Source organism: Paenibacillus lautus NBRC 15380, assembly GCF_004000945.1.
GTDB lineage: Bacteria > Bacillota > Bacilli > Paenibacillales > Paenibacillaceae > Paenibacillus_AQ > Paenibacillus_AQ lautus.
Genome location: NZ_BIMF01000004.1, coordinates 186,029 through 203,398, shown reverse-complemented (window position 1 = coordinate 203,398; position 17,370 = coordinate 186,029). Strand labels below are relative to the sequence as shown.

Below are 17,370 nucleotides of genomic sequence, written 5' to 3'. Positions count from 1 at the left end.
AGAGGTGAATGCATGATGTTAGAGAAATACCTGGAACAAACCATAGAAATCATATATGAAGACCGGAAAGGGAACATTACCCAACGAAAAATACAGATACACAGTATTCGGGATCAGCGGATACGGGCAACATGCTTGGAGACGGGAAAACCTCGAGTGTTTAATGAACATAATATTCTGTCCTGGAGACCTGAGAAAGGAAGGGGGGCGCATGCTTCCTAATCTGGAAGGAACATGCTGAGAATCTTGATCAAGATCCGACGTTTCGCATCCGTGTCCGGACTTTGCGGAAGCGCCCGTTCAAATCCAATCATCATTGCAGCATAGCAATAGGAATACAGAAAAAAACCTTGACGCCAATGGCATCAAGGGTTTACGGCTATGATCTGTAGTGGGCTCGAACCACTGACCCCTACCCTGTCAAGATAGTGCTCTCCCAGCTGAGCTAACAGATCATGAAATATTTAAAAAGGTAATTCATATATTACCAGCAGACCATCTGGCTGTCAATGGTTTTCTCGTTATAAAAAATCACATTCCGGTTCAGACTAAATACAGCATGATTTTGCCAATGGAGGAGCGTGAATGGCATGGCAGGTGGGAAATCCCATTATTTCAAACGAGCCGGACTGGTGCTCTCGTTGCTGGGGGTATCTGTACTGGGGAGCGGTTGCAGTATCCCGGAGAGAACGTCGGTGCAGCTGGAGCCGCTGCATGGGCCTGCAGCGCCTGTATTGCTCGATGTTTACGGCCGTTCTGTAGATCAGGACGTTTATTCCAACCAGGGAAGCGGGGCACTGGAGCCGGTACCGCCGATGGATTCGGTAGATACATTACGCGACCTCCAACCATAAAGGGGTCAGTAACGTTTTGTAACAGATTGATCATATCAATGTCTTTTGCTCAACAGCGAGCAGAGCAAACCGTCGGCTCGCAAGCTGGCGGTTTGCTGTAAAACGGCCGATGCTATTCTTCATCCCATTTGCGGGAATAACCTTTTTTGATCGCCCAAAAAATAGGGTAGATGATGATGGCTGAGATGATAACAGCCCAAAACATCGTGGTTCCCATGCCCATAAAGGCCATGCTCCTTTCAAGAAAACGTTAGCTTATACTATACAGGAAAATGATTATTTTGTATAATATCTCGATCTGCGATATCACAAGGAATTGATTCTACATAAAGAGGTGTTGAAATGGCAGCAGAAATCATAAATGTATCAACAGAAGAGCAGTTGCAGCAGGCGCTGGATATCCGGAAGGATGTCTTCGTGCTTGAACAGAAGGTTCCGATTGACCTGGAGATTGATGATTACGATCGCCTCGAATCCGATGCGCATCATATCTTGATCAAATCGGAGGGACAGTACGCGGCAACCGGACGCATCACCTATTACAATAAGGATTCCGCCAAAATGCAGCGAATCGCGGTACGTAAGCCATTCCGTTCCAAAGGGATAGGGCGTGTGCTCATGATGGCATTGGAAGCGCAGGCGCGTGAATTGAAACTGCAGTATTCCGTGCTGGATGCGCAGGTGCAAGCGGAGGCATTTTATCGCAAGCTGGGGTATGAAACGATTTCGGACGAGCCGTTTGATGATGCTGGCATTCCCCACGTTCGTATGAAAAAGGAACTGTAGGCTTCTTAAATATAAGGTGCTAATGAGCCGCATCGTTCTAAAAAGAAAAGACCTCGAGTATCGACTCGAGGTCTTTTTAGGCATGAATTTAAAAGTTTGGCAAATTATCCAGGTTGTTGCTGGGATCGCCATCCGCATTGGAACGAAGATGTTCGTCTCCGTCACGTCCACGGAATACGTTCAGGTTTTTGATTTCTTTATTCTTGGCCATCTGTTGAGCTGTCTTGTAGTCAACGACACTACCGTTATCCAGTTTAAGTTCGATGATGTCGCCATCGCCATTTTTACGGACGCCTACGACTTCTTGTTGTGCATTATCCATATGAATCGCCTCCCGGCATTAGTGTTCCCGGGAAACCTCATAAACTATTCATCTATATTGATCTACAATTCGTATACCCGCTGCTGCTCCACAAATTCCATGATTCCGGTCTTGCCAATGAAAGCTTCGACCTCATCGCTGTAATGCATGAGATAGGTGCGTTCCTGAATTTCTTCAGGGAGGCTCAGCAGTTCATCCAGTGTCGTATGAACCTCGCCCGGGCCCTGCAGCTGACATTCGTGTAGAATCACTTCACAATCCCGCTCATTCACCAATTGGTTGAGCAGTATAGGATCGAATACCATGTCAGCACTGTAAAAAATCCGGTCATTCAGATAAAGCGAATAGCTGTCCTTGCCGGGAATATGCTGCGTATGAATCAACTCTACCGAGATCCCTGATGAAATATTGGCCTTTACTCCCGGTTTCAAAGGGCGTACGTCAAATACATCATCCAGGGAGGAGATATGTCCCTGTTGATATAAGCCGCCTTTGAGTGAATGTTCCCATATCGGTTCCACCAGCGATTCAGCAATGTAGAGCGGGAGCTTGCGGTTGTATTTCATTTTCATAATAAAGGCAAGCTCCTCCAGTCCGCCCACATGGTCGGCATGAATGTGTGTGATAAGCACGGCATCCATATCGTTAAATGTTTTATTTAGCTGATGAAGTGCCATGGGAGCGGTAATGCCGCAGTCGATGAGCAGTGTGAAATTTCCGTCATGGATCAGTGCGTTATTGTTATAGTAGTTCTTGGCAAACGCACTGCCGGTGCCAAGCATTTGCAATTTCAGTGTCAATGGATGAAACCTCCTGATGATTTGATGTGCAGTCCAGTATGCTAATGTATATTTTAACGAATTCCACGTTGATTTACACGGATTATATGATCGAATCGGGGCTGAAATGCAGTATAATTCGTGAGAAGAACAAACCTTAAAGCATGAGGAAAAAATTTTACCACAAAGTGCAAAATTGTCCGCAACTTGTTTTTTGACATGTAGTATACACATATAACAACAAGATGAGCCAATGGAGGGAAATGATTATTATGAAGTGGAAAAAAGTGATGGCATGTATGCTAGTGCTCTCTTTAATGGGTGGCAGCACCCTTTTGTTTGCAGATTCCGTCAATGAGCGTGTCCGTGTCTGGCTGAACGGTCATGAATTGAAGGATGGCGGATATTTAATTGACGGCAAAACCTATGTGCCGGTTCGGGAATTTGACGGGGCTGTAGATTGGAATCCCGCGAATGGACAAGTTCAAGTCATCAAGCCGAACGTGCATATTTTCCTGTTTAAAGGGGATACTGTATTCGGCAACGTGAACAAGGGGAAGCTGAAATTCAATGTTTTTAGCCAGGTAGACAGCTTAAACAACGATATTCATTCAGTGAAAGTAGCGATTGAGGATCCTTCGGGCAATATCAAGGATATTCAATCCGAGGTTGTGAAGGACCGCAAGGATAACTTTTGGTTCCGAACCTATGACTTCACGTACGATTTTAAAACAACAGGCAAGTATTCGGTTGGTTTTTATGTAAAAGTAAAAGCGGATTCGGATTTTGTGAAAATTGCTGAAAAAGTCATTACAACGCTCAACTGATGGGGATAAAGACCATTGGCAGAAATTGACCTGAAGAAGCTATCCGTGATACGATACGAAAGTATGATAATTTAACCGAAGTGAGGTTTTTTCAATGAGTGAACACAAACATGAACACGGAGATGCTTGCGGTTGCGGTCACGACCATGACCACGATCACGAACATGAAGAGTTTGTGCTGACATTGACGGATGAAGAAGGAAAAGAAGTAGAGATGGTTCTTGTGGAGACATTTGATGTCGGCGAGAAACTTTACGCGCTTTTGCTTGAACGCGAAAATCCGGAAGCGGACGGCGTCATTCTACGTATGGAAGAAGAGAACGAGGAAATGGTTCTTTACAATATTGAGGACGAAGAAGAATGGAATGAAGTAGAGGCGGTTTACAACGAACTGGTCGCTGCTGCAAACCAGGAATAAGACTCCCAAACAATAAACCCGGTGCGAACCTCTCGCACCGGGTTTATTGTATTTATATCTGTCATTTTAGAATATAGGGTCTGTTTCCACGATGACTTTCACATTTTGGATGCTGCGGTCCTCGGGGCCTTTAACCGGAAGGCCTACTTCGACATGATCGATAATGTAATCGATGTTTTCCTGGGAAATCACTTCGCCCGGAAGCAGAATTGGAATCCCTGGCGGATAGACATAGATGAATTCGGCAATAATGCGTCCTGCCGATTCCTTGAAAGGCACAACTTCCGTATCTCCGTAAAACGCATCGCGAGGGATAAGCGATAACTGTGGAATTTCTGGTGTCTTCACTACCAGCTCGTTAATCTCATTCACATGCATGTACTGATTCGAAAGCTCGCGGAGCGCTGTCAGCAAAATATCGATGGTCTCCTGATTGTCCCCCGGTGTAATGAGGCACAGAATATTGTACATATCACTGAGCTCCACCTCAATATTGTAGTGATCCCGCAGCCAGTTCTCGGTTTCATATCCTGTAATGCCAAGATGACGTACATGGATCGTCAATTTGGTCGGATCATAGGAGTAGGTTGCTTCTCCGCCTAATATTTCTTCACCGAAGCTGTACAAACCTTCGATTTTATTAACTTCATGACGTGCATATTGCGCCAACTCAATCGTCCTTGCAGCCATTTCGCGTCCATGCAGCGCCAAACTGCGGCGTGAAGTATCAAGCGATGCCAGCAGGATATAGGAGGTGGAGGTTGTGGTCAGCATGCTGATGATTGTTTGTACGCGGTAAGGATTGATGTATCCGTTCTTGGTATTCACGTTTAGTACGGAGCTCTGCGTCATCGAGCCGCCGAGTTTGTGAACGCTGGTCGCAGCCATATCGGCCCCGGCTTCCATTGCCGACATCGGAAGGTCTTCATGGAAGTGGATCAATACTCCGTGCGCCTCATCCACGAGAACGGGCACATTGTAGCTGTGAGCCAAATCCACGATTTCCTTCAGATTCGCGCTTACCCCGAAGTAAGTTGGGTTAATGACCAAAACGGCTTTGGCGTCAGGGTGACGTTTTAATGCTTTTCGGACCGAGCTGATGGTGATTCCGTGATCGATACCCACATTGGAATCCTGGGCAGGCGATACGAATACAGGCTTGGCCCCGGTAAAAATGATGGCGGAAAGCACGGATTTATGGACATTGCGCGGTACGATGATTTTATCGCCGGGCGAACATACCGACATGATCATGGTCATGATCGCTCCACTTGTTCCTTGGACACTGAAGTAGGTGTGATCGGCACCGAATGCGTCGGCGGCCAGCTTTTGGGCTTCCTCGATGACGCCAGTGGGCTGATGCAAATCATCCAGCGGCGCAATATTGATCAAATCTATAGAAAAGGCGTTATCCCCTATAAATTCCCGAAATTCGGCATCGGTGCCGAGGCCCTTCTTATGTCCCGGAATGTGAAATTGCACGGGGTTTTTGGCCGCATGTTCTTTAAGTGCGGTGAAGAGCGGTGTACGACTGTGGTCCATGGACGTTGTCACAACCTTTCCTTATGTTTATTTTCTTATGATTTGTTGATTTCTGTTTTTATATAAACAAAATTGAGTATAGCAAAATAGGGGGGGAATGCAAGGAGAATGAACGGCTTTTTTTGCTTTGTCCAGCAACGCTTCAAACTTTAGACATATTACGGAGGAGCAACAAGATCTTCATCGTTCCTTCATTAAAATATCATCCATAAGAAAAACGTCTATCGACGTACTTTCTCAGAAGACAGACCGCGGTTAAAGGAAGATTTTCTTGCGATATAGAATTGTTCAGCTTCGCTGAAAATTTATAAATTCTATAATCTTAAAAAAAGAGCTGCATCAGCAGCCCTTTTCATCCACATATCATGCTCATTAAAACGCCATTTTATAAAGCGGTAGCAGCGTCTCAAACGTTCCCTGCACTTTTTGCACCAGCTCGTCCCCTTCAAGCTTGACGGCTTCCTCGCGCGGGATGCGCAGTCCGCACATGACTTCAGCCTTTTTCACCTGCTTCAGCTTCTCAATCAGACGCGTGAAATCCTCCTCGCTCATATCCTGATGAGGGGTTCCGGCCGGGTTCATGTGATCCATGGACCAGTAGAAATGTTTAGGCAGCGCCTTCGCTGTTTTTTTCAGCTTGGCTTCCAGGTTGCTGGCAAACACGGTTTTGTTGGGGCTTTCGTAAATAATCGCGAAGATGACAAACAGATGGGTTCCGAACATGCCTACCTCAAAATGAGGCAGTGCTTTATAGCCGCGTTTGCTCGCAGCCCAAGCGACCCAGGTGTCAATGGGAGGATTGACAGTGCGTCTAGCATGCTTGGCCACATGCACAAACATCTCTTCCCCAGCCAATGCGGATACATAGGGGGCGAGTTCAGCCCCTAGCACTTCCAGCTTGGGTCTTACCCGTTCAATGAGAACCTCCATACGGGCTTCAAGCCCGGGAACGGAGAATACGTCGAAATCTTGATCTGTAAATCCGGTAACCGTCATGGATGTGATGGCCTCCCTGTTGTTGATGATATCGTTACTAAACTCGGTTTTTGGATAACTTATTATACCATAAGGCGAACGGACATCACGCATTACCCAGAAAAGCTTCACCGTATGTTCATGTGGGTTAAAAATAGTCAATAAACCAAGTTACCGTTACATAAGATGGAGTATAAGATATAGATAAGACAACATCAAAACCAGCCATGGGGGAAATCTTCACCGCCGTTTAATGATCGGTAGTAAACCGGAGGAGGGAGTGCCGTGAATAAGAGCGAGGAAGTGGAATATTGCAACCTGGAGCTCCGGTTTGATCGCCGGCATATCCAGGACCTAATCAAGGAATTGATCCAGGAAGGATATTCGCTTTATTGGAGCGAGAATGATACGCAGTTTGTCATTTCAATCCGAACAGGTCGCAAGCTGGTAAAGCTGCGGTTTCAACGAACAGGAAGCGGTTTTAAACTGGTAGGCGATTATATGATCCGTGATCCCAAACTCGCGGAATGGATGGAGAAATTGATCGAGAATACCCGTGGCCATGCTGTCGTCAAACGTTTCAAGGATCGGCAAATATTGATCGAGAATATTTTGTTTGGTGAGGTCATAAGACTCGTGGAAATATCCGGTTACCGGCAGCGGGTGCTGTTTCAGAAGGGGACGCCGATGACGGAGCAGGAAATGCTGCGGTTGTTTGAATCGGATGTAGGGGAACAGCGATTACTGCTGTCCAGACTGGAAACCGATGATGAGCTTGAGAAGCTCTATGCGGCTCTGCAAGAGGGGGACGAAGACAAAATTTCGGCTTGCAAGCAAAGACTCCGTGAGCTTTCCTTGGAGCTGATGAGACTGGAGTGGTAATGACTTCAACCCGGATACAAGTTTAAAGCACGAACAACACTCCGAAACAGAAGGGGTGTTTTCGCGCGTGTTCTGATTTTGTGACAGGGGTTCACTTGTCAAATGAAAAACGTTAATATAAGATTATTGCAAATCATCTCGGATAGGGATGGGTTGTTTAAAAATATATTGGAGCAAAGGATGGAGAACCAGATGTCAAAACAACAAATCGGTGTGATTGGCCTTGCTGTAATGGGAAAAAACCTGGCCCTGAACATCGAAAGCAAAGGCTTCACCGTTTCCGTATATAACCGCTCTCCGCAAAAAACGGAAGATATGCTGAAGGAAACCGAAGGCAAGCAAGTGAAGGGGACGTTCTCGATCGAAGAATTCGTGGATTCCCTTGAAACTCCTCGTAAAATCCTGATCATGGTACAAGCGGGACAAGCTACGGATGCTACGATTGAACAGCTGATTCCACATTTGGACAAAGGCGATATCATCATCGACGGCGGTAACGCTTATTTCCCTGACACACAGCGCCGCAGCAAAGAACTGGCTGAAAAAGGCTTTAACTTTATCGGTGCTGGGGTTTCCGGCGGCGAAGAGGGCGCGTTGAAAGGTCCATCGATCATGCCTGGCGGACAAGAAAGTGCCTACAAGCTGGTTGAGCCTATTTTGACAGCCATTTCCGCTAAAGTTAACGAAGAGCCTTGCTGTACATATATCGGACCAGACGGTGCCGGCCATTATGTAAAAATGGTTCACAACGGTATCGAATATGGCGATATGCAGCTTATTTGCGAAGCTTACCAGTTGCTGAAGGACGTACTCGGCCTTGACGCGAAGGATCTGCACGGAATCTTCACGGAGTGGAACCAAGGCGAACTCGACAGCTATCTGATCGAGATTACGGCGGACATTTTCTCCAAATATGACGAAGAAACCGGCAAGCCGATGGTTGACGTCATCCTGGATACGGCGGGTCAAAAAGGAACAGGCAAATGGACAAGCCAAAGCTCCCTGGATCTGGGTGTGCCGCTGTCCATGATCACCGAATCCGTGTTCTCCCGTTTCCTCTCCGCGATGAAAGAAGAGCGTGTGGCGGCAAGCAAAATCCTGAATGGTCCAAAAACGGCTGCATTTGACGGCGACAAAGCCGAGTTCATTGAAAATGTGCGCAAAGCGCTGTTTGCAAGCAAGATCGTATCCTACGCTCAAGGCTTTGCACAGCTTCGCGTGGCGTCCGATGAGTACGGCTGGAACCTGCAATACGGCAACCTCGCTAAAATCTGGCGCGGCGGCTGCATTATCCGTTCCCGTTTCCTGCAGAACATCACGGATGCATATGAGAACAATCCTGAGCTCAAGAACCTGCTGCTGGATCCGTTCTTTACCGATATTATTGAATCCTATCAAGATGCATGGCGTAAGGTAGTTGCTTCCGCGGTGTCCCTGGGCATTCCGGTTCCTGGTTTCTCCAGCGCGCTTGCATACTACGATAGCTATCGCACTGCAAACCTGCCAGCAAACCTGCTGCAGGCACAGCGTGACTACTTTGGAGCGCATACGTTTAAACGCGTGGACAAAGAAGGAACCTTCCACTATAACTGGATGGAATAATTCTCCTCTATCTATGGCAGCATGAACGCCATCCCCCCTAGATGAATTAATCCTGCTCTTTTACGGGAGTATGAATACCAACCTTTTTGGATGGGTCTATTTCATTCTCGGAGGTAGGATGAATTCCATTCGCCTGGGGAGAGGTCAGAGATTCAACCGTGCGGGCTTGAGAAGGGGAGTGTGCCTCCGCCAGCTCAGGAAGTCCGTGCATGGCTTCTAAGAGACAGGTGCGGATGTCGTGGTTCTTGGTATGGATGTGGTTTCCGCTTCCGAGCAAGAGCAGCGCGGCTTCGCAGTAACTGTTGAAATTTTGCAGCAAACGTGGCTTTGAAAGATCCAGCAGTGCAGGATCCTTCAGAGCCACTTTTTTTTGGACAAAATGAAGCACCCAGATCACATCTTCGCGGCATAGCGGGTAGGATGGGTCGAGGATCCGACGGATGCGCTTGGCAGCGGAAGAGAGACCGGTTGGACGAGAAGACATAATGAATTTCACTCCTTTCTTTTAATCTTGTATTCTTGTAATTAGTATATGACAATAGGGAACCAGATAGACTCGTTATAATTGGAGCTTTACTTGGGTTACTCGCATCACAACAATTTAGAGAGTCAGGTCCATTGTCGAAAGATTTGGGGCTGTGGTATGATATGAGCAACCTTTACAGTGAAGCAGCAAATGGGGTGTCAAATTGGATAAAGTAGGTAGGAACATCATTCTGATCGGGATGATGGGTACGGGCAAGTCAACCGTTGGGCGTCTTCTGGCAGACACGCTCGGCTACACCCTGATCGATCTGGATGCGGAAATTGAGAGGATGGAAGGCAGAACGATTTCCGAGATGTTTGAAACGGATGGAGAGGCGTATTTCCGCGAGGCTGAATCTGCTGTACTGCGCAGCGTTTTGCAACGGAAAGGCATTGTTGTAGCGTCCGGCGGAGGGGCTGTGCTTCGTTCCGAGAACTGTGACCAAATGAAACGTGGTGGCTGGGTCGCTGCTCTTACAGCGGATGCTGCCAGCATCGTTGAACGGGTACGGGGCGATGCCAATCGACCGCTGCTTGCGGGTGATGTCGAAGATAGAGTTCGGCGTATCCTGGATGAACGAAAGGACAAATACCTGTTTGCGGATGTAATCGTGGATACGGTTGGTCGATCCGCAGGGGAAGTGGCGACTGACATTTTAACGCATTACCGCGGCTAAGATGGTCAGCGAACGGGTTGGGGATGATGATCATGGATTAGTCTCTATGGGTGAATCTGGGGATCGCATTTGGATTGGAACAAGCAAAAAAGGCGGGGATAACGATCATCCCGCACCTTCCATAAGCTTGTCTATTCTTCATCGTCATGCCACTGAAGCATGCCGCCCTTCATGTTGATTACATTAGTCAAGCCTTGGTGATTCAAAAATTCGCATACATGTTGACTGCGTCCACCGCTGCGGCAGATGAAGACAACCTCTTGATCGCGTGGAATTTCGTCCAGGCGATTCGGAATTTCGCCCATAGGAATATGCTTGGCGCCGCTGATCATGCCGGCAGCAACTTCCTCATCCTCGCGGACATCAATCATGTACACATTTTCGCCGTTTTGAAGCCGGCTTCTAAGCTCCGATGTTTCCATTTGAGGGATCGGTTTCATCATATAGACCTCTTTTCTGATAATAAATGATTAAGATCGTAACGATCTGAATTTCCAGTTCACATGAACTATGATAACCAAGCGGTTCTTTCCCTGTCAATTTATCCTAGGGGAGATTTCAAGGTTCGTTATCGTAACATAATATACACAAGGAGAGATACATACGATGGATGTAATCGTCAAGCCTACGCCAATATTAACCGGAGAGATTGGAGCGTTATCCTCCAAGAACTATACAACCCGTTACCTGCTGGTGGCTGCACTTGCGGAAGGAACGAGCACGATCTATTACCCAGCTCATAGCGAGGATAGCGATGCCATGAGACGCTGTATCCGGGATCTTGGAGCCGTGCTCGAGGAGGACGAGGAGAAGGCGGTCATTACGGGCTTTGGCAAATCGCCGCGGGATGTGAAGGAACTGAATGTCGGTAATGCCGGTGCCGTTTTGCGTTTCCTGATGGGAATCACGGCGTTGTCGAAAGAGGTTACCTTCGTCAATACCTATCCGGAATCACTGGGCAAACGTCCACATGATGATCTCATTGATACGCTTGGTCAATTGGGTGTGGAAGTGGAGCATAACGAGGGCAAGCTGCCGATCACGATTCGTGGCGGTCAGCCTAAGGGCGGACAGCTCACCGTTTCTGGCGAAGTGAGTTCGCAGTACTTAAGCGCATTGTTGTTCTTAACGCCACTGCTTGCCGAAGACAGCGAAATAACCGTTACCGGAGATTTGAAATCCAAGGTCGTTATCGGTCAGACCCTGGAAGTGCTGGAGCAAGCGGGCATTACGATTCACGCACAGGACGATTATACCTTCTTCCGGGTTCCTGGCGGTCAATCCTACGAAGCGAAGACCTATACGGTTCAAGGCGATTATCCGGGCTCCGCTGCCGTTCTGGCGGCGGCTGCGGTTACGCAGTCGGATGTAACCATCCGCAATCTGTCAGAGGACAGCAAGCAGGGGGAGCGGGCCATTATTGACGTCCTTCGGATGATGGAGGTACCGCTCACGCACGAGAACGGAAATGTCCATGTGCAGGGCAACCGTACCCTCAAGGCATTGGAATTCGACGGAGATGCAGCGACCGATGCGGTGCTTGCGATGGTAGCGGCCGCTGTGTTTGCGGAAGGTACCTCCCGATTCTACAACGTGGAGAATCTCCGCTATAAGGAATGTGACCGGATTACGGATTATTTGAACGAATTGCGAAAAGCCGGAGCCAACGTTGAGGAACGCCAGGCCGAGATCATCGTTCACGGCCGTCCGGAAGGCGTTGAGGGTGGTGTGGAGATCAATGCCCATTATGATCATCGGGTGATCATGGCCCTGACGGTGGTCGGGCTCCGCGCACATCAGCCGATCCGGATTAAGGACGCGCATCATGTGGCCAAGTCGTACCCGCAATATTTTGATCACATGAAGGCGCTTGGAGCTAACGTAGAATGGGTAAAATAAAGGAATAGCCAGGCGGCTCGTCTATTACGAATGGAGAGGTGGTCTTGAAGCATGGCATTTGAAAATCCTACGCGTGAAGAAATCGCGGATATTTTGCGAAACGCAGGCAATATCGCTGTTGTCGGTCTATCCGACAGGCCGGATCGTACATCTCATATGGTTTCTGCTGCGATGCAAAAACGCGGATACCGGATTATCCCGGTTAACCCTGGTGCAACAGAAATACTTGGGGAGAAGAGCTATCCATCCCTGAAGGACATTCCGGAGCCGATCCATATCGTCAATGTGTTCCGTCGCAGCGAATACTGTGCCGACGTGGCGCGGGAAGCTGCCGAGATTGGCGCGAGGGTGCTGTGGCTGCAGCAGGGAATTATTAGTGAAGAGGCGGCGGCCATCGCGGAGAAAAACGGCATGATTGCCATCATGGACCGCTGCATTAAGGTGGAGGATTCCATCGCTTTGGGCGGGCGTTAAGATTTAATAGGTGTTTTGGAATTATGGCAAGCCTTATGTTGAAGCAGCGGTGGCAGACTGGACACGATCCTGGGCCAGCCGAGGTGCTGCTTGTGAGGCTTGCTTTTCTATGTGGCATTTGCCCTGATTTCTTTTTGACAAAAACAGGCGCAGCGCTTACCATCAAGGATAGAAAGGAGGGCTCGCCTTGAATTGGTTGGGATCATTACAACAGCTGGGCAGAGCAGTTATGCTCCCTACAATGGCGCTTCCGGCGGCAGCTCTCCTGCTTAGCGTGGGGAGTCTGCCATGGTCGGCGTGGGGCTTCGGAACCTTGGGCGAAATTGCCCAGGCAGCGGGGCACGGCGTGTTTTATTATATGCCGTATTTATTTGCCATCGGTGTCGCATGGGGGCTCTCGAACCAGGGAGGACCTGCAGGTCTTGCCGCTCTGGCTGGCATGTTCATCTATGATCAGGTTATATCCCGTCTGGGAGACGGGAGTGTACAGCCCTCGACCTTGATTGGTATTATTTTTGGGGTAATGTCCGGTTACGTTTATAACCGGTTCAAACATATTAAGCTTCCTGAAGCTATACAGTTTTTTGGGGGCTCCCGATTTGTACTTTTGTTCATGGGACTGTTCTCGACGATATTTGCATGGATCATGCTGGGGATGGCTCCCATTGTACAGCGCGGATTAGATGCTTTTTATGATCTGACCGTACATATGGGGGCGTTCGGATTATTTCTCTACGGCATTTTGTACAGGGTACTGACGGCCTTCGGCCTGCATCACTTGTTGAATAACGTGTATTGGTTTCAGCTGGGCTCGTACGAGACGGAAGACGGTACCGTCGTTCAGGGAGATCTACCCCGATTCTTCGCGGGTGATCCAACAGCAGGCGACTTCATGGCGGGGTTATTCCCGATTATGATGTTTGCCCTTCCGGCGATTGCATTTGCGATTATTCAAGAGGCACGGGAAGATTTGAAGCCGAAGGTGAAAAAAACATTCATGCGGTCTGCGCTTGTCTGTTTTTTGACCGGGGTATCGGAGCAGATTGAATTCGCGTTCTTATTTGCGTCTCCTTATCTGTATGTGCTCCACGCCCTGATGGCCGGGTTCGCGATGGTGCTTACCTATGCGTTTGATATCCATCACGGGTTTTCGTACTCAGCCGGATTTATTGACTATGTACTCAATTTTCATTTGTCGCAGAACGCCTGGATCATCATACCGATCGGGGCGGTATACGGCATCGTTTACTATTTTCTGTTCCGTTGGGCCATTCGCACCTTCGAAATCCCGACACCCGGGCGTGAAGAAGGTTCGGCGCTGGAAGGCCGGGCAGGAGACATTCCCTATCAGGCACCGCTTATTCTGGAGGCGCTTGGGGGGAAAGACAACATCGTTCAGGTCCAATCCTGCATGACGCGTCTTCGATTGACCGTATACAATGACCGCCAGATTGATTCGGACGCACTGAAATTGCTCGGTTCAGCCGGCATCATCAAGTTGGGCGGTGGTAACGTCCAGGTGGTATTCGGGACGTATTCTGAGCTCATCCGCGAAGAGATCAATAAGCTGATGCAGCAAGATTTGCCGCGCGTTCTGTTCAGCGCGCCCGTACAGGGACGTATGCTTCCGATTGACGAAGTGCCGGATGATATTTTTGCCGCCAAGCTTGTCGGCAACGGCGTTGCGTTCATTCCGGAAAAAGGGGAACTTGTATCTCCGGTATACGGAACCGTGATGCACGTCTATCCGACGATGCATGCCATTGGCATTTCAACGCCGGATGGGCTTGAGGTGTTGATCCATATCGGAATCGATACCTCTCAACTGAAAGGACCGTTTACAGCTGTGGTAAGCGAAGGGGATACTGTTGAACCGGGGCAACTGCTGGTCAAGTTCGATTTGGCGTATTTAAAGACACATGCCGCTTCACTGGCCACACCTATGGTGATCACCAATCCCGATAAAGTAAGATCTTGGAGCTTTGCTCCATTCAAGTCCGTTAAGAGAGGACAGTCATCTGTCATGTCCGTCGTATTAAATGAGAGTAATGCTGGGGGTAGAGAATCATGATACAAGGCATTGGCGCAGCAACAGGCGTAGCGATCGGTAAGGCTTTCGTACTGCCGCATTGGGAGCTGGACCTTCCGGATTCCGAAATGGATGCTGTCGATTTAGCCAAAGAGTTCGAGCGCTTATATGAAGGCATACGAACCTCCAAGAATGAAATTGAATATATCAAGAACGAATTCAAGGAAATGGTGGGGCACGAGGAGTCGCAGATCTTTGATGCGCATCTGGCCATACTGGAGGATCCCGTGTTCATGAACGAAATTCAAGGGATCATCGAGCGCCAGTACAAGGCTGCCGAGGTGGCGGTTAAAGAGGCGATCGATCATTTCGTATCCATGTTCGATTTGCTGGACGACGAATATATGAAGGAGCGGGCGCTGGATATTAAGGATGTTGGCAATCGGCTGCTCAAGCATCTTCTCGGTGCTCCGGAAGTCAAGCTTCCGGCTGATACGCAGCCTTATATTTTGGTTGCGAAGGAACTCTCTCCGTCTCAGCTTGTGCACCTTAACCCTTCCCATGTTCTTGGCATAGTGACGATGACGGGTGGCAAGACCTCTCATTCGGCGATTATGGCCCGCGCTCTCGGCATACCGCTTGTATCCGGGATTGAGAACAAGCTGGATAATCCGATCCAGACCGGACAGCATTTAGTTGTGGATGGAGATGAAGGCTTGCTGTATTTGGAGCCCGACACGCTGATCGTGGATCGTTATGAAGGGATCCGCGAGCAACAACGGAAAAAGAAAGAGCAGTTGCAGCTCCTGGCAACGGTTGATGCGGTTACGAAGGATGGAACCTATTTTAATCTGGCCGCGAATATGAACTCCGTGAAAGAAATGGAGATTGCGCTGAAGAACGGCGCGCAGGGAGTCGGATTGTTCCGGACGGAATTCTTATACATGGACCGCCACAACTTTCCTTCGGAAGAAGAGCAGTTTGAAGTGTATAAACTGGTTGCCGAGAACGCAGGTCAGGCCTCGGTCGTGATCCGTACGCTGGACATTGGCGGCGATAAGCAGCTGGATTATTTCGGGCTGCCGGAAGAAGAGAACCCCTTCCTGGGATATCGCGCCATCCGTATCAGTCTGGATCGAACAGAGCCGTTCCAGACCCAGCTGTCCGCTATTCTGAGGGCCAGCGCTTTTGGTAACGTCAAAATCATGTATCCGATGATATCCTCGGTAGATGAAGTCAAACAGGCTAATGCCGTGCTGCGGCGTGCGATGGCCGATTTGGACCAACGCGGCATTGCATACGATCCGAACATTAAGGTCGGCATCATGATTGAGGTGCCGGCAGCAGTCACCATCTCGGATTTGTTGGCAGAGGAAGCCGATTTCTTCAGCATCGGAACGAATGATCTGGTTCAGTATGTGCTGGCGGTGGATAGGATGAACGAGCAGATCGCGCACATGTACCATCCGTTTCATCCTGCAGTCTTGCGCATGCTTCGGACGACGGTGGAGGCTGCGCATGAGGCAGGCATACCGGTCAGCGTGTGTGGAGAAATGGCAGGGGACGAGCGGGCGATTCCGATATGGCTGGAGCTTGGCGTTAAGGATCTAAGCATGTCTCCGCAATCCTTGCTTCGCGTGAAGCATCGCATCTTGAATACCAATGCGGCAGAAGCGAAGGGGGAGGCAGCGGCTTGCTTCAAATTGCGTACCAGCTCCGCTGTCGAAGAGCGTCTCAGCGCCTTTGCCGAACGGAGCAGTTATCTGAACGGAACTAACGGTACGGACAGCACGGCCTCTTAAAAAGCTTCAAGAAACGGATCACATTCCAGTTTTTAATTTTTCATGTTTCTTTTTTGAGTGGACAAGCTATATTCACAAAAAAACAGCTGCCTATCTCACCAGAGCTCTTCTTGGTGAAATAAGCGGCTGTTTTTTTGTGGTGCAGGGGGAGCTACTAGCTTTGCTGTGCCAATGCATCGCAAAAGGCTTTGCCGTACGGCGGAAGATCCGGTGGACGGCGGGCGGAAATAATATGACCGTCGGTCACGACCGCTTCATCCTTCCAGATTGCACCAGCGTTTTCCATATCGTCCCGGATTCCCGGTGTGGAAGTAACCGTGATGCCGTCTAGGATTTTGGCAGAGATGAGCACCCAGCCGGCGTGGCAGATCTGCCCGATCGGCTTTTTGTCCGCATTCATTTCTTTAACCAGCTGCAGCACTTTATCATAACGGCGCAGCTTGTCCGGTGCCCAGCCTCCCGGAACGAGAATTCCATCATAATCCTTGCTGTTCAGCTCTTCAAACGAATACTCGGCTTGAGCGGGAACGACATATTTGCCCGTGTAAGTTTTTCCTTTTTCCAATCCGGCAAGATGGACTTCAGCCCCTTCCTCACGGACTCGGTAAACGGGATACCATAGTTCCAGATCCTCGAACTCTTCGTCTACAAGTGCTATCACTTTTTTTCCAGCCAATCTCATGTTCGATATAGCCCCTTTCTCTGCAGATTTCTTGATATATCCGTAAAACGACCGAATACGTCTCTTAAGACTATACTCATTGTAACAAATATGGAGGGCAGTTTCATAGGAGCGACCAAAGGACAAACATTTGGAAACATATCTGGTAAATAAAGCATTATCACAAATTTGCAGGATTCTTTGGTATGATAGTCGAATAGAACTAGTTCAGGTGACAGATTTGTGACATAGGGCTGTTGGCATTAGATTACGTGATAGGATTTGGGGTGGGCATTTTGTTCAAAACCTGCAACTG

Annotated in this window: 19 protein-coding genes and 1 tRNA gene; 12 read left to right on the top strand and 8 right to left on the bottom strand. The window is 48.8% G+C overall.

Annotated elements, in window-relative coordinates:
- Positions 1-15 precede the first annotated feature (15 nt).
- Complete coding sequence (locus tag PLA01S_RS32490) at positions 16-222, top strand: hypothetical protein (protein WP_127592225.1); 207 nt, start codon at positions 16-18, stop codon at positions 220-222.
- 160 nt (positions 223-382) lie between these two features.
- On the opposite strand, the gene PLA01S_RS10100 is transcribed toward PLA01S_RS32490, so the two are convergent.
- Positions 383-455 (bottom strand) — tRNA-Val (locus PLA01S_RS10100).
- Between the two features lie 135 nt (positions 456-590).
- On the opposite strand from PLA01S_RS10100, the gene PLA01S_RS10095 reads away from it, so the two are divergent.
- On the top strand, positions 591-854 hold the full coding sequence (locus PLA01S_RS10095; RefSeq protein WP_100536065.1) for a hypothetical protein: 264 nt from the start codon (positions 591-593) through the stop codon (positions 852-854).
- Between the two features lie 342 nt (positions 855-1,196).
- Positions 1,197-1,640 (top strand): GNAT family N-acetyltransferase, encoded by a 444-nt coding sequence (locus PLA01S_RS10090; protein WP_090912986.1) that lies wholly within the window; start codon positions 1,197-1,199, stop codon positions 1,638-1,640.
- 88 nt (positions 1,641-1,728) lie between these two features.
- Here PLA01S_RS10090 and PLA01S_RS10085 read toward each other — a convergent pair whose 3' ends face one another.
- Positions 1,729-1,962 carry a DUF3892 domain-containing protein gene (locus PLA01S_RS10085; protein ID WP_100536066.1) on the bottom strand — a complete coding sequence of 78 codons (234 nt, stop codon included), beginning with the start codon at positions 1,960-1,962 and terminating at the stop codon, positions 1,729-1,731.
- 62 nt (positions 1,963-2,024) lie between these two features.
- The gene (locus PLA01S_RS10080) at positions 2,025-2,762 is read right to left on the bottom strand and encodes an MBL fold metallo-hydrolase (protein ID WP_127591915.1); all 738 of its coding nucleotides are present in this window, start codon (positions 2,760-2,762) and stop codon (positions 2,025-2,027) included.
- Positions 2,763-3,013: 251 nt separating this feature from the next.
- On the opposite strand from PLA01S_RS10080, the gene PLA01S_RS10075 reads away from it, so the two are divergent.
- Positions 3,014-3,568 (top strand): stalk domain-containing protein, encoded by a 555-nt coding sequence (locus PLA01S_RS10075; RefSeq protein WP_100539292.1) that lies wholly within the window; start codon positions 3,014-3,016, stop codon positions 3,566-3,568.
- A gap of 94 nt (positions 3,569-3,662) precedes the next feature.
- On the top strand, positions 3,663-3,986 hold the full coding sequence (locus tag PLA01S_RS10070) for a DUF1292 domain-containing protein (protein WP_071223049.1): 324 nt from the start codon (positions 3,663-3,665) through the stop codon (positions 3,984-3,986).
- Positions 3,987-4,052: 66 nt separating this feature from the next.
- On the opposite strand, the gene PLA01S_RS10065 is transcribed toward PLA01S_RS10070, so the two are convergent.
- On the bottom strand, positions 4,053-5,528 hold the full coding sequence (locus PLA01S_RS10065; RefSeq protein ID WP_127592223.1) for an aminotransferase class I/II-fold pyridoxal phosphate-dependent enzyme: 1,476 nt from the start codon (positions 5,526-5,528) through the stop codon (positions 4,053-4,055).
- Between the two features lie 372 nt (positions 5,529-5,900).
- Entirely contained in the window at positions 5,901-6,524 is a 624-nt protein-coding gene (locus PLA01S_RS10060; protein ID WP_127591913.1) for a DUF1054 domain-containing protein, read from the bottom strand.
- Positions 6,525-6,788: 264 nt separating this feature from the next.
- Between PLA01S_RS10060 and PLA01S_RS10055 the strand changes: the two genes are divergently transcribed.
- Entirely contained in the window at positions 6,789-7,385 is a 597-nt protein-coding gene (locus tag PLA01S_RS10055) for a YkzI domain-containing protein (RefSeq protein WP_127591911.1), read from the top strand.
- A gap of 192 nt (positions 7,386-7,577) precedes the next feature.
- The gene (gnd, locus tag PLA01S_RS10050) at positions 7,578-8,987 is read left to right on the top strand and encodes an NADP-dependent phosphogluconate dehydrogenase (protein ID WP_174819206.1); all 1,410 of its coding nucleotides are present in this window, start codon (positions 7,578-7,580) and stop codon (positions 8,985-8,987) included.
- Between the two features lie 46 nt (positions 8,988-9,033).
- On the opposite strand, the gene PLA01S_RS10045 is transcribed toward gnd, so the two are convergent.
- Positions 9,034-9,471 carry a hypothetical protein gene (locus PLA01S_RS10045; RefSeq protein ID WP_246059414.1) on the bottom strand — a complete coding sequence of 146 codons (438 nt, stop codon included), beginning with the start codon at positions 9,469-9,471 and terminating at the stop codon, positions 9,034-9,036.
- A 205-nt stretch (positions 9,472-9,676) separates the two neighbouring features.
- On the opposite strand from PLA01S_RS10045, the gene PLA01S_RS10040 reads away from it, so the two are divergent.
- On the top strand, positions 9,677-10,189 hold the full coding sequence (locus tag PLA01S_RS10040) for a shikimate kinase (protein ID WP_272868142.1): 513 nt from the start codon (positions 9,677-9,679) through the stop codon (positions 10,187-10,189).
- Positions 10,190-10,320: 131 nt separating this feature from the next.
- Here PLA01S_RS10040 and PLA01S_RS10035 read toward each other — a convergent pair whose 3' ends face one another.
- Positions 10,321-10,629 (bottom strand): rhodanese-like domain-containing protein, encoded by a 309-nt coding sequence (locus tag PLA01S_RS10035; protein ID WP_174819205.1) that lies wholly within the window; start codon positions 10,627-10,629, stop codon positions 10,321-10,323.
- A gap of 166 nt (positions 10,630-10,795) precedes the next feature.
- Here PLA01S_RS10035 and aroA point away from each other — a divergent pair, with 166 nt between their 5' ends.
- The 4 genes from aroA to ptsP all read left to right on the top strand — a co-directional run bounded on the left by aroA (position 10,796) and on the right by ptsP (position 16,393).
- Positions 10,796-12,088 (top strand): 3-phosphoshikimate 1-carboxyvinyltransferase, encoded by a 1,293-nt coding sequence (gene aroA / locus PLA01S_RS10030; protein WP_127591909.1) that lies wholly within the window; start codon positions 10,796-10,798, stop codon positions 12,086-12,088.
- Positions 12,089-12,139: 51 nt separating this feature from the next.
- The gene (locus PLA01S_RS10025; protein WP_127591907.1) at positions 12,140-12,562 is read left to right on the top strand and encodes a CoA-binding protein; all 423 of its coding nucleotides are present in this window, start codon (positions 12,140-12,142) and stop codon (positions 12,560-12,562) included.
- Between the two features lie 187 nt (positions 12,563-12,749).
- Complete coding sequence (locus PLA01S_RS10020; RefSeq protein ID WP_100536073.1) at positions 12,750-14,633, top strand: glucose PTS transporter subunit IIA; 1,884 nt, start codon at positions 12,750-12,752, stop codon at positions 14,631-14,633.
- Positions 14,630-16,393: a phosphoenolpyruvate--protein phosphotransferase gene (gene ptsP / locus PLA01S_RS10015; RefSeq protein WP_127591905.1), complete on the top strand. Its 1,764-nt coding sequence runs from the start codon at positions 14,630-14,632 to the stop codon at positions 16,391-16,393. Before PLA01S_RS10020 ends, ptsP begins: the two co-directional genes overlap by 4 nt.
- Before the next feature lie 154 nt (positions 16,394-16,547).
- Here ptsP and PLA01S_RS10010 read toward each other — a convergent pair whose 3' ends face one another.
- Positions 16,548-17,075 (bottom strand): type 1 glutamine amidotransferase domain-containing protein, encoded by a 528-nt coding sequence (locus tag PLA01S_RS10010; protein WP_127591903.1) that lies wholly within the window; start codon positions 17,073-17,075, stop codon positions 16,548-16,550.
- Between the last annotated feature and the right edge of the window lie 295 nt (positions 17,076-17,370).

Coding starts and splice junctions, on each gene's coding strand:
- PLA01S_RS32490 (WP_127592225.1), top strand. CDS start 16: ATGTTAGAGAAATACCTGGAACAAACCATAGAAATCATATATGAAGAC.
- PLA01S_RS10095 (WP_100536065.1), top strand. CDS start 591: ATGGCAGGTGGGAAATCCCATTATTTCAAACGAGCCGGACTGGTGCTC.
- PLA01S_RS10090 (WP_090912986.1), top strand. CDS start 1,197: ATGGCAGCAGAAATCATAAATGTATCAACAGAAGAGCAGTTGCAGCAG.
- PLA01S_RS10085 (WP_100536066.1), bottom strand. CDS start 1,962: ATGGATAATGCACAACAAGAAGTCGTAGGCGTCCGTAAAAATGGCGAT.
- PLA01S_RS10075 (WP_100539292.1), top strand. CDS start 3,014: ATGAAGTGGAAAAAAGTGATGGCATGTATGCTAGTGCTCTCTTTAATG.
- PLA01S_RS10070 (WP_071223049.1), top strand. CDS start 3,663: ATGAGTGAACACAAACATGAACACGGAGATGCTTGCGGTTGCGGTCAC.
- PLA01S_RS10065 (WP_127592223.1), bottom strand. CDS start 5,528: ATGGACCACAGTCGTACACCGCTCTTCACCGCACTTAAAGAACATGCG.
- PLA01S_RS10060 (WP_127591913.1), bottom strand. CDS start 6,524: ATGACGGTTACCGGATTTACAGATCAAGATTTCGACGTATTCTCCGTT.
- gnd (WP_174819206.1), top strand. CDS start 7,578: ATGTCAAAACAACAAATCGGTGTGATTGGCCTTGCTGTAATGGGAAAA.
- PLA01S_RS10045 (WP_246059414.1), bottom strand. CDS start 9,471: ATGTCTTCTCGTCCAACCGGTCTCTCTTCCGCTGCCAAGCGCATCCGT.
- PLA01S_RS10035 (WP_174819205.1), bottom strand. CDS start 10,629: ATGAAACCGATCCCTCAAATGGAAACATCGGAGCTTAGAAGCCGGCTT.
- aroA (WP_127591909.1), top strand. CDS start 10,796: ATGGATGTAATCGTCAAGCCTACGCCAATATTAACCGGAGAGATTGGA.
- PLA01S_RS10025 (WP_127591907.1), top strand. CDS start 12,140: ATGGCATTTGAAAATCCTACGCGTGAAGAAATCGCGGATATTTTGCGA.
- ptsP (WP_127591905.1), top strand. CDS start 14,630: ATGATACAAGGCATTGGCGCAGCAACAGGCGTAGCGATCGGTAAGGCT.
- PLA01S_RS10010 (WP_127591903.1), bottom strand. CDS start 17,075: ATGAGATTGGCTGGAAAAAAAGTGATAGCACTTGTAGACGAAGAGTTC.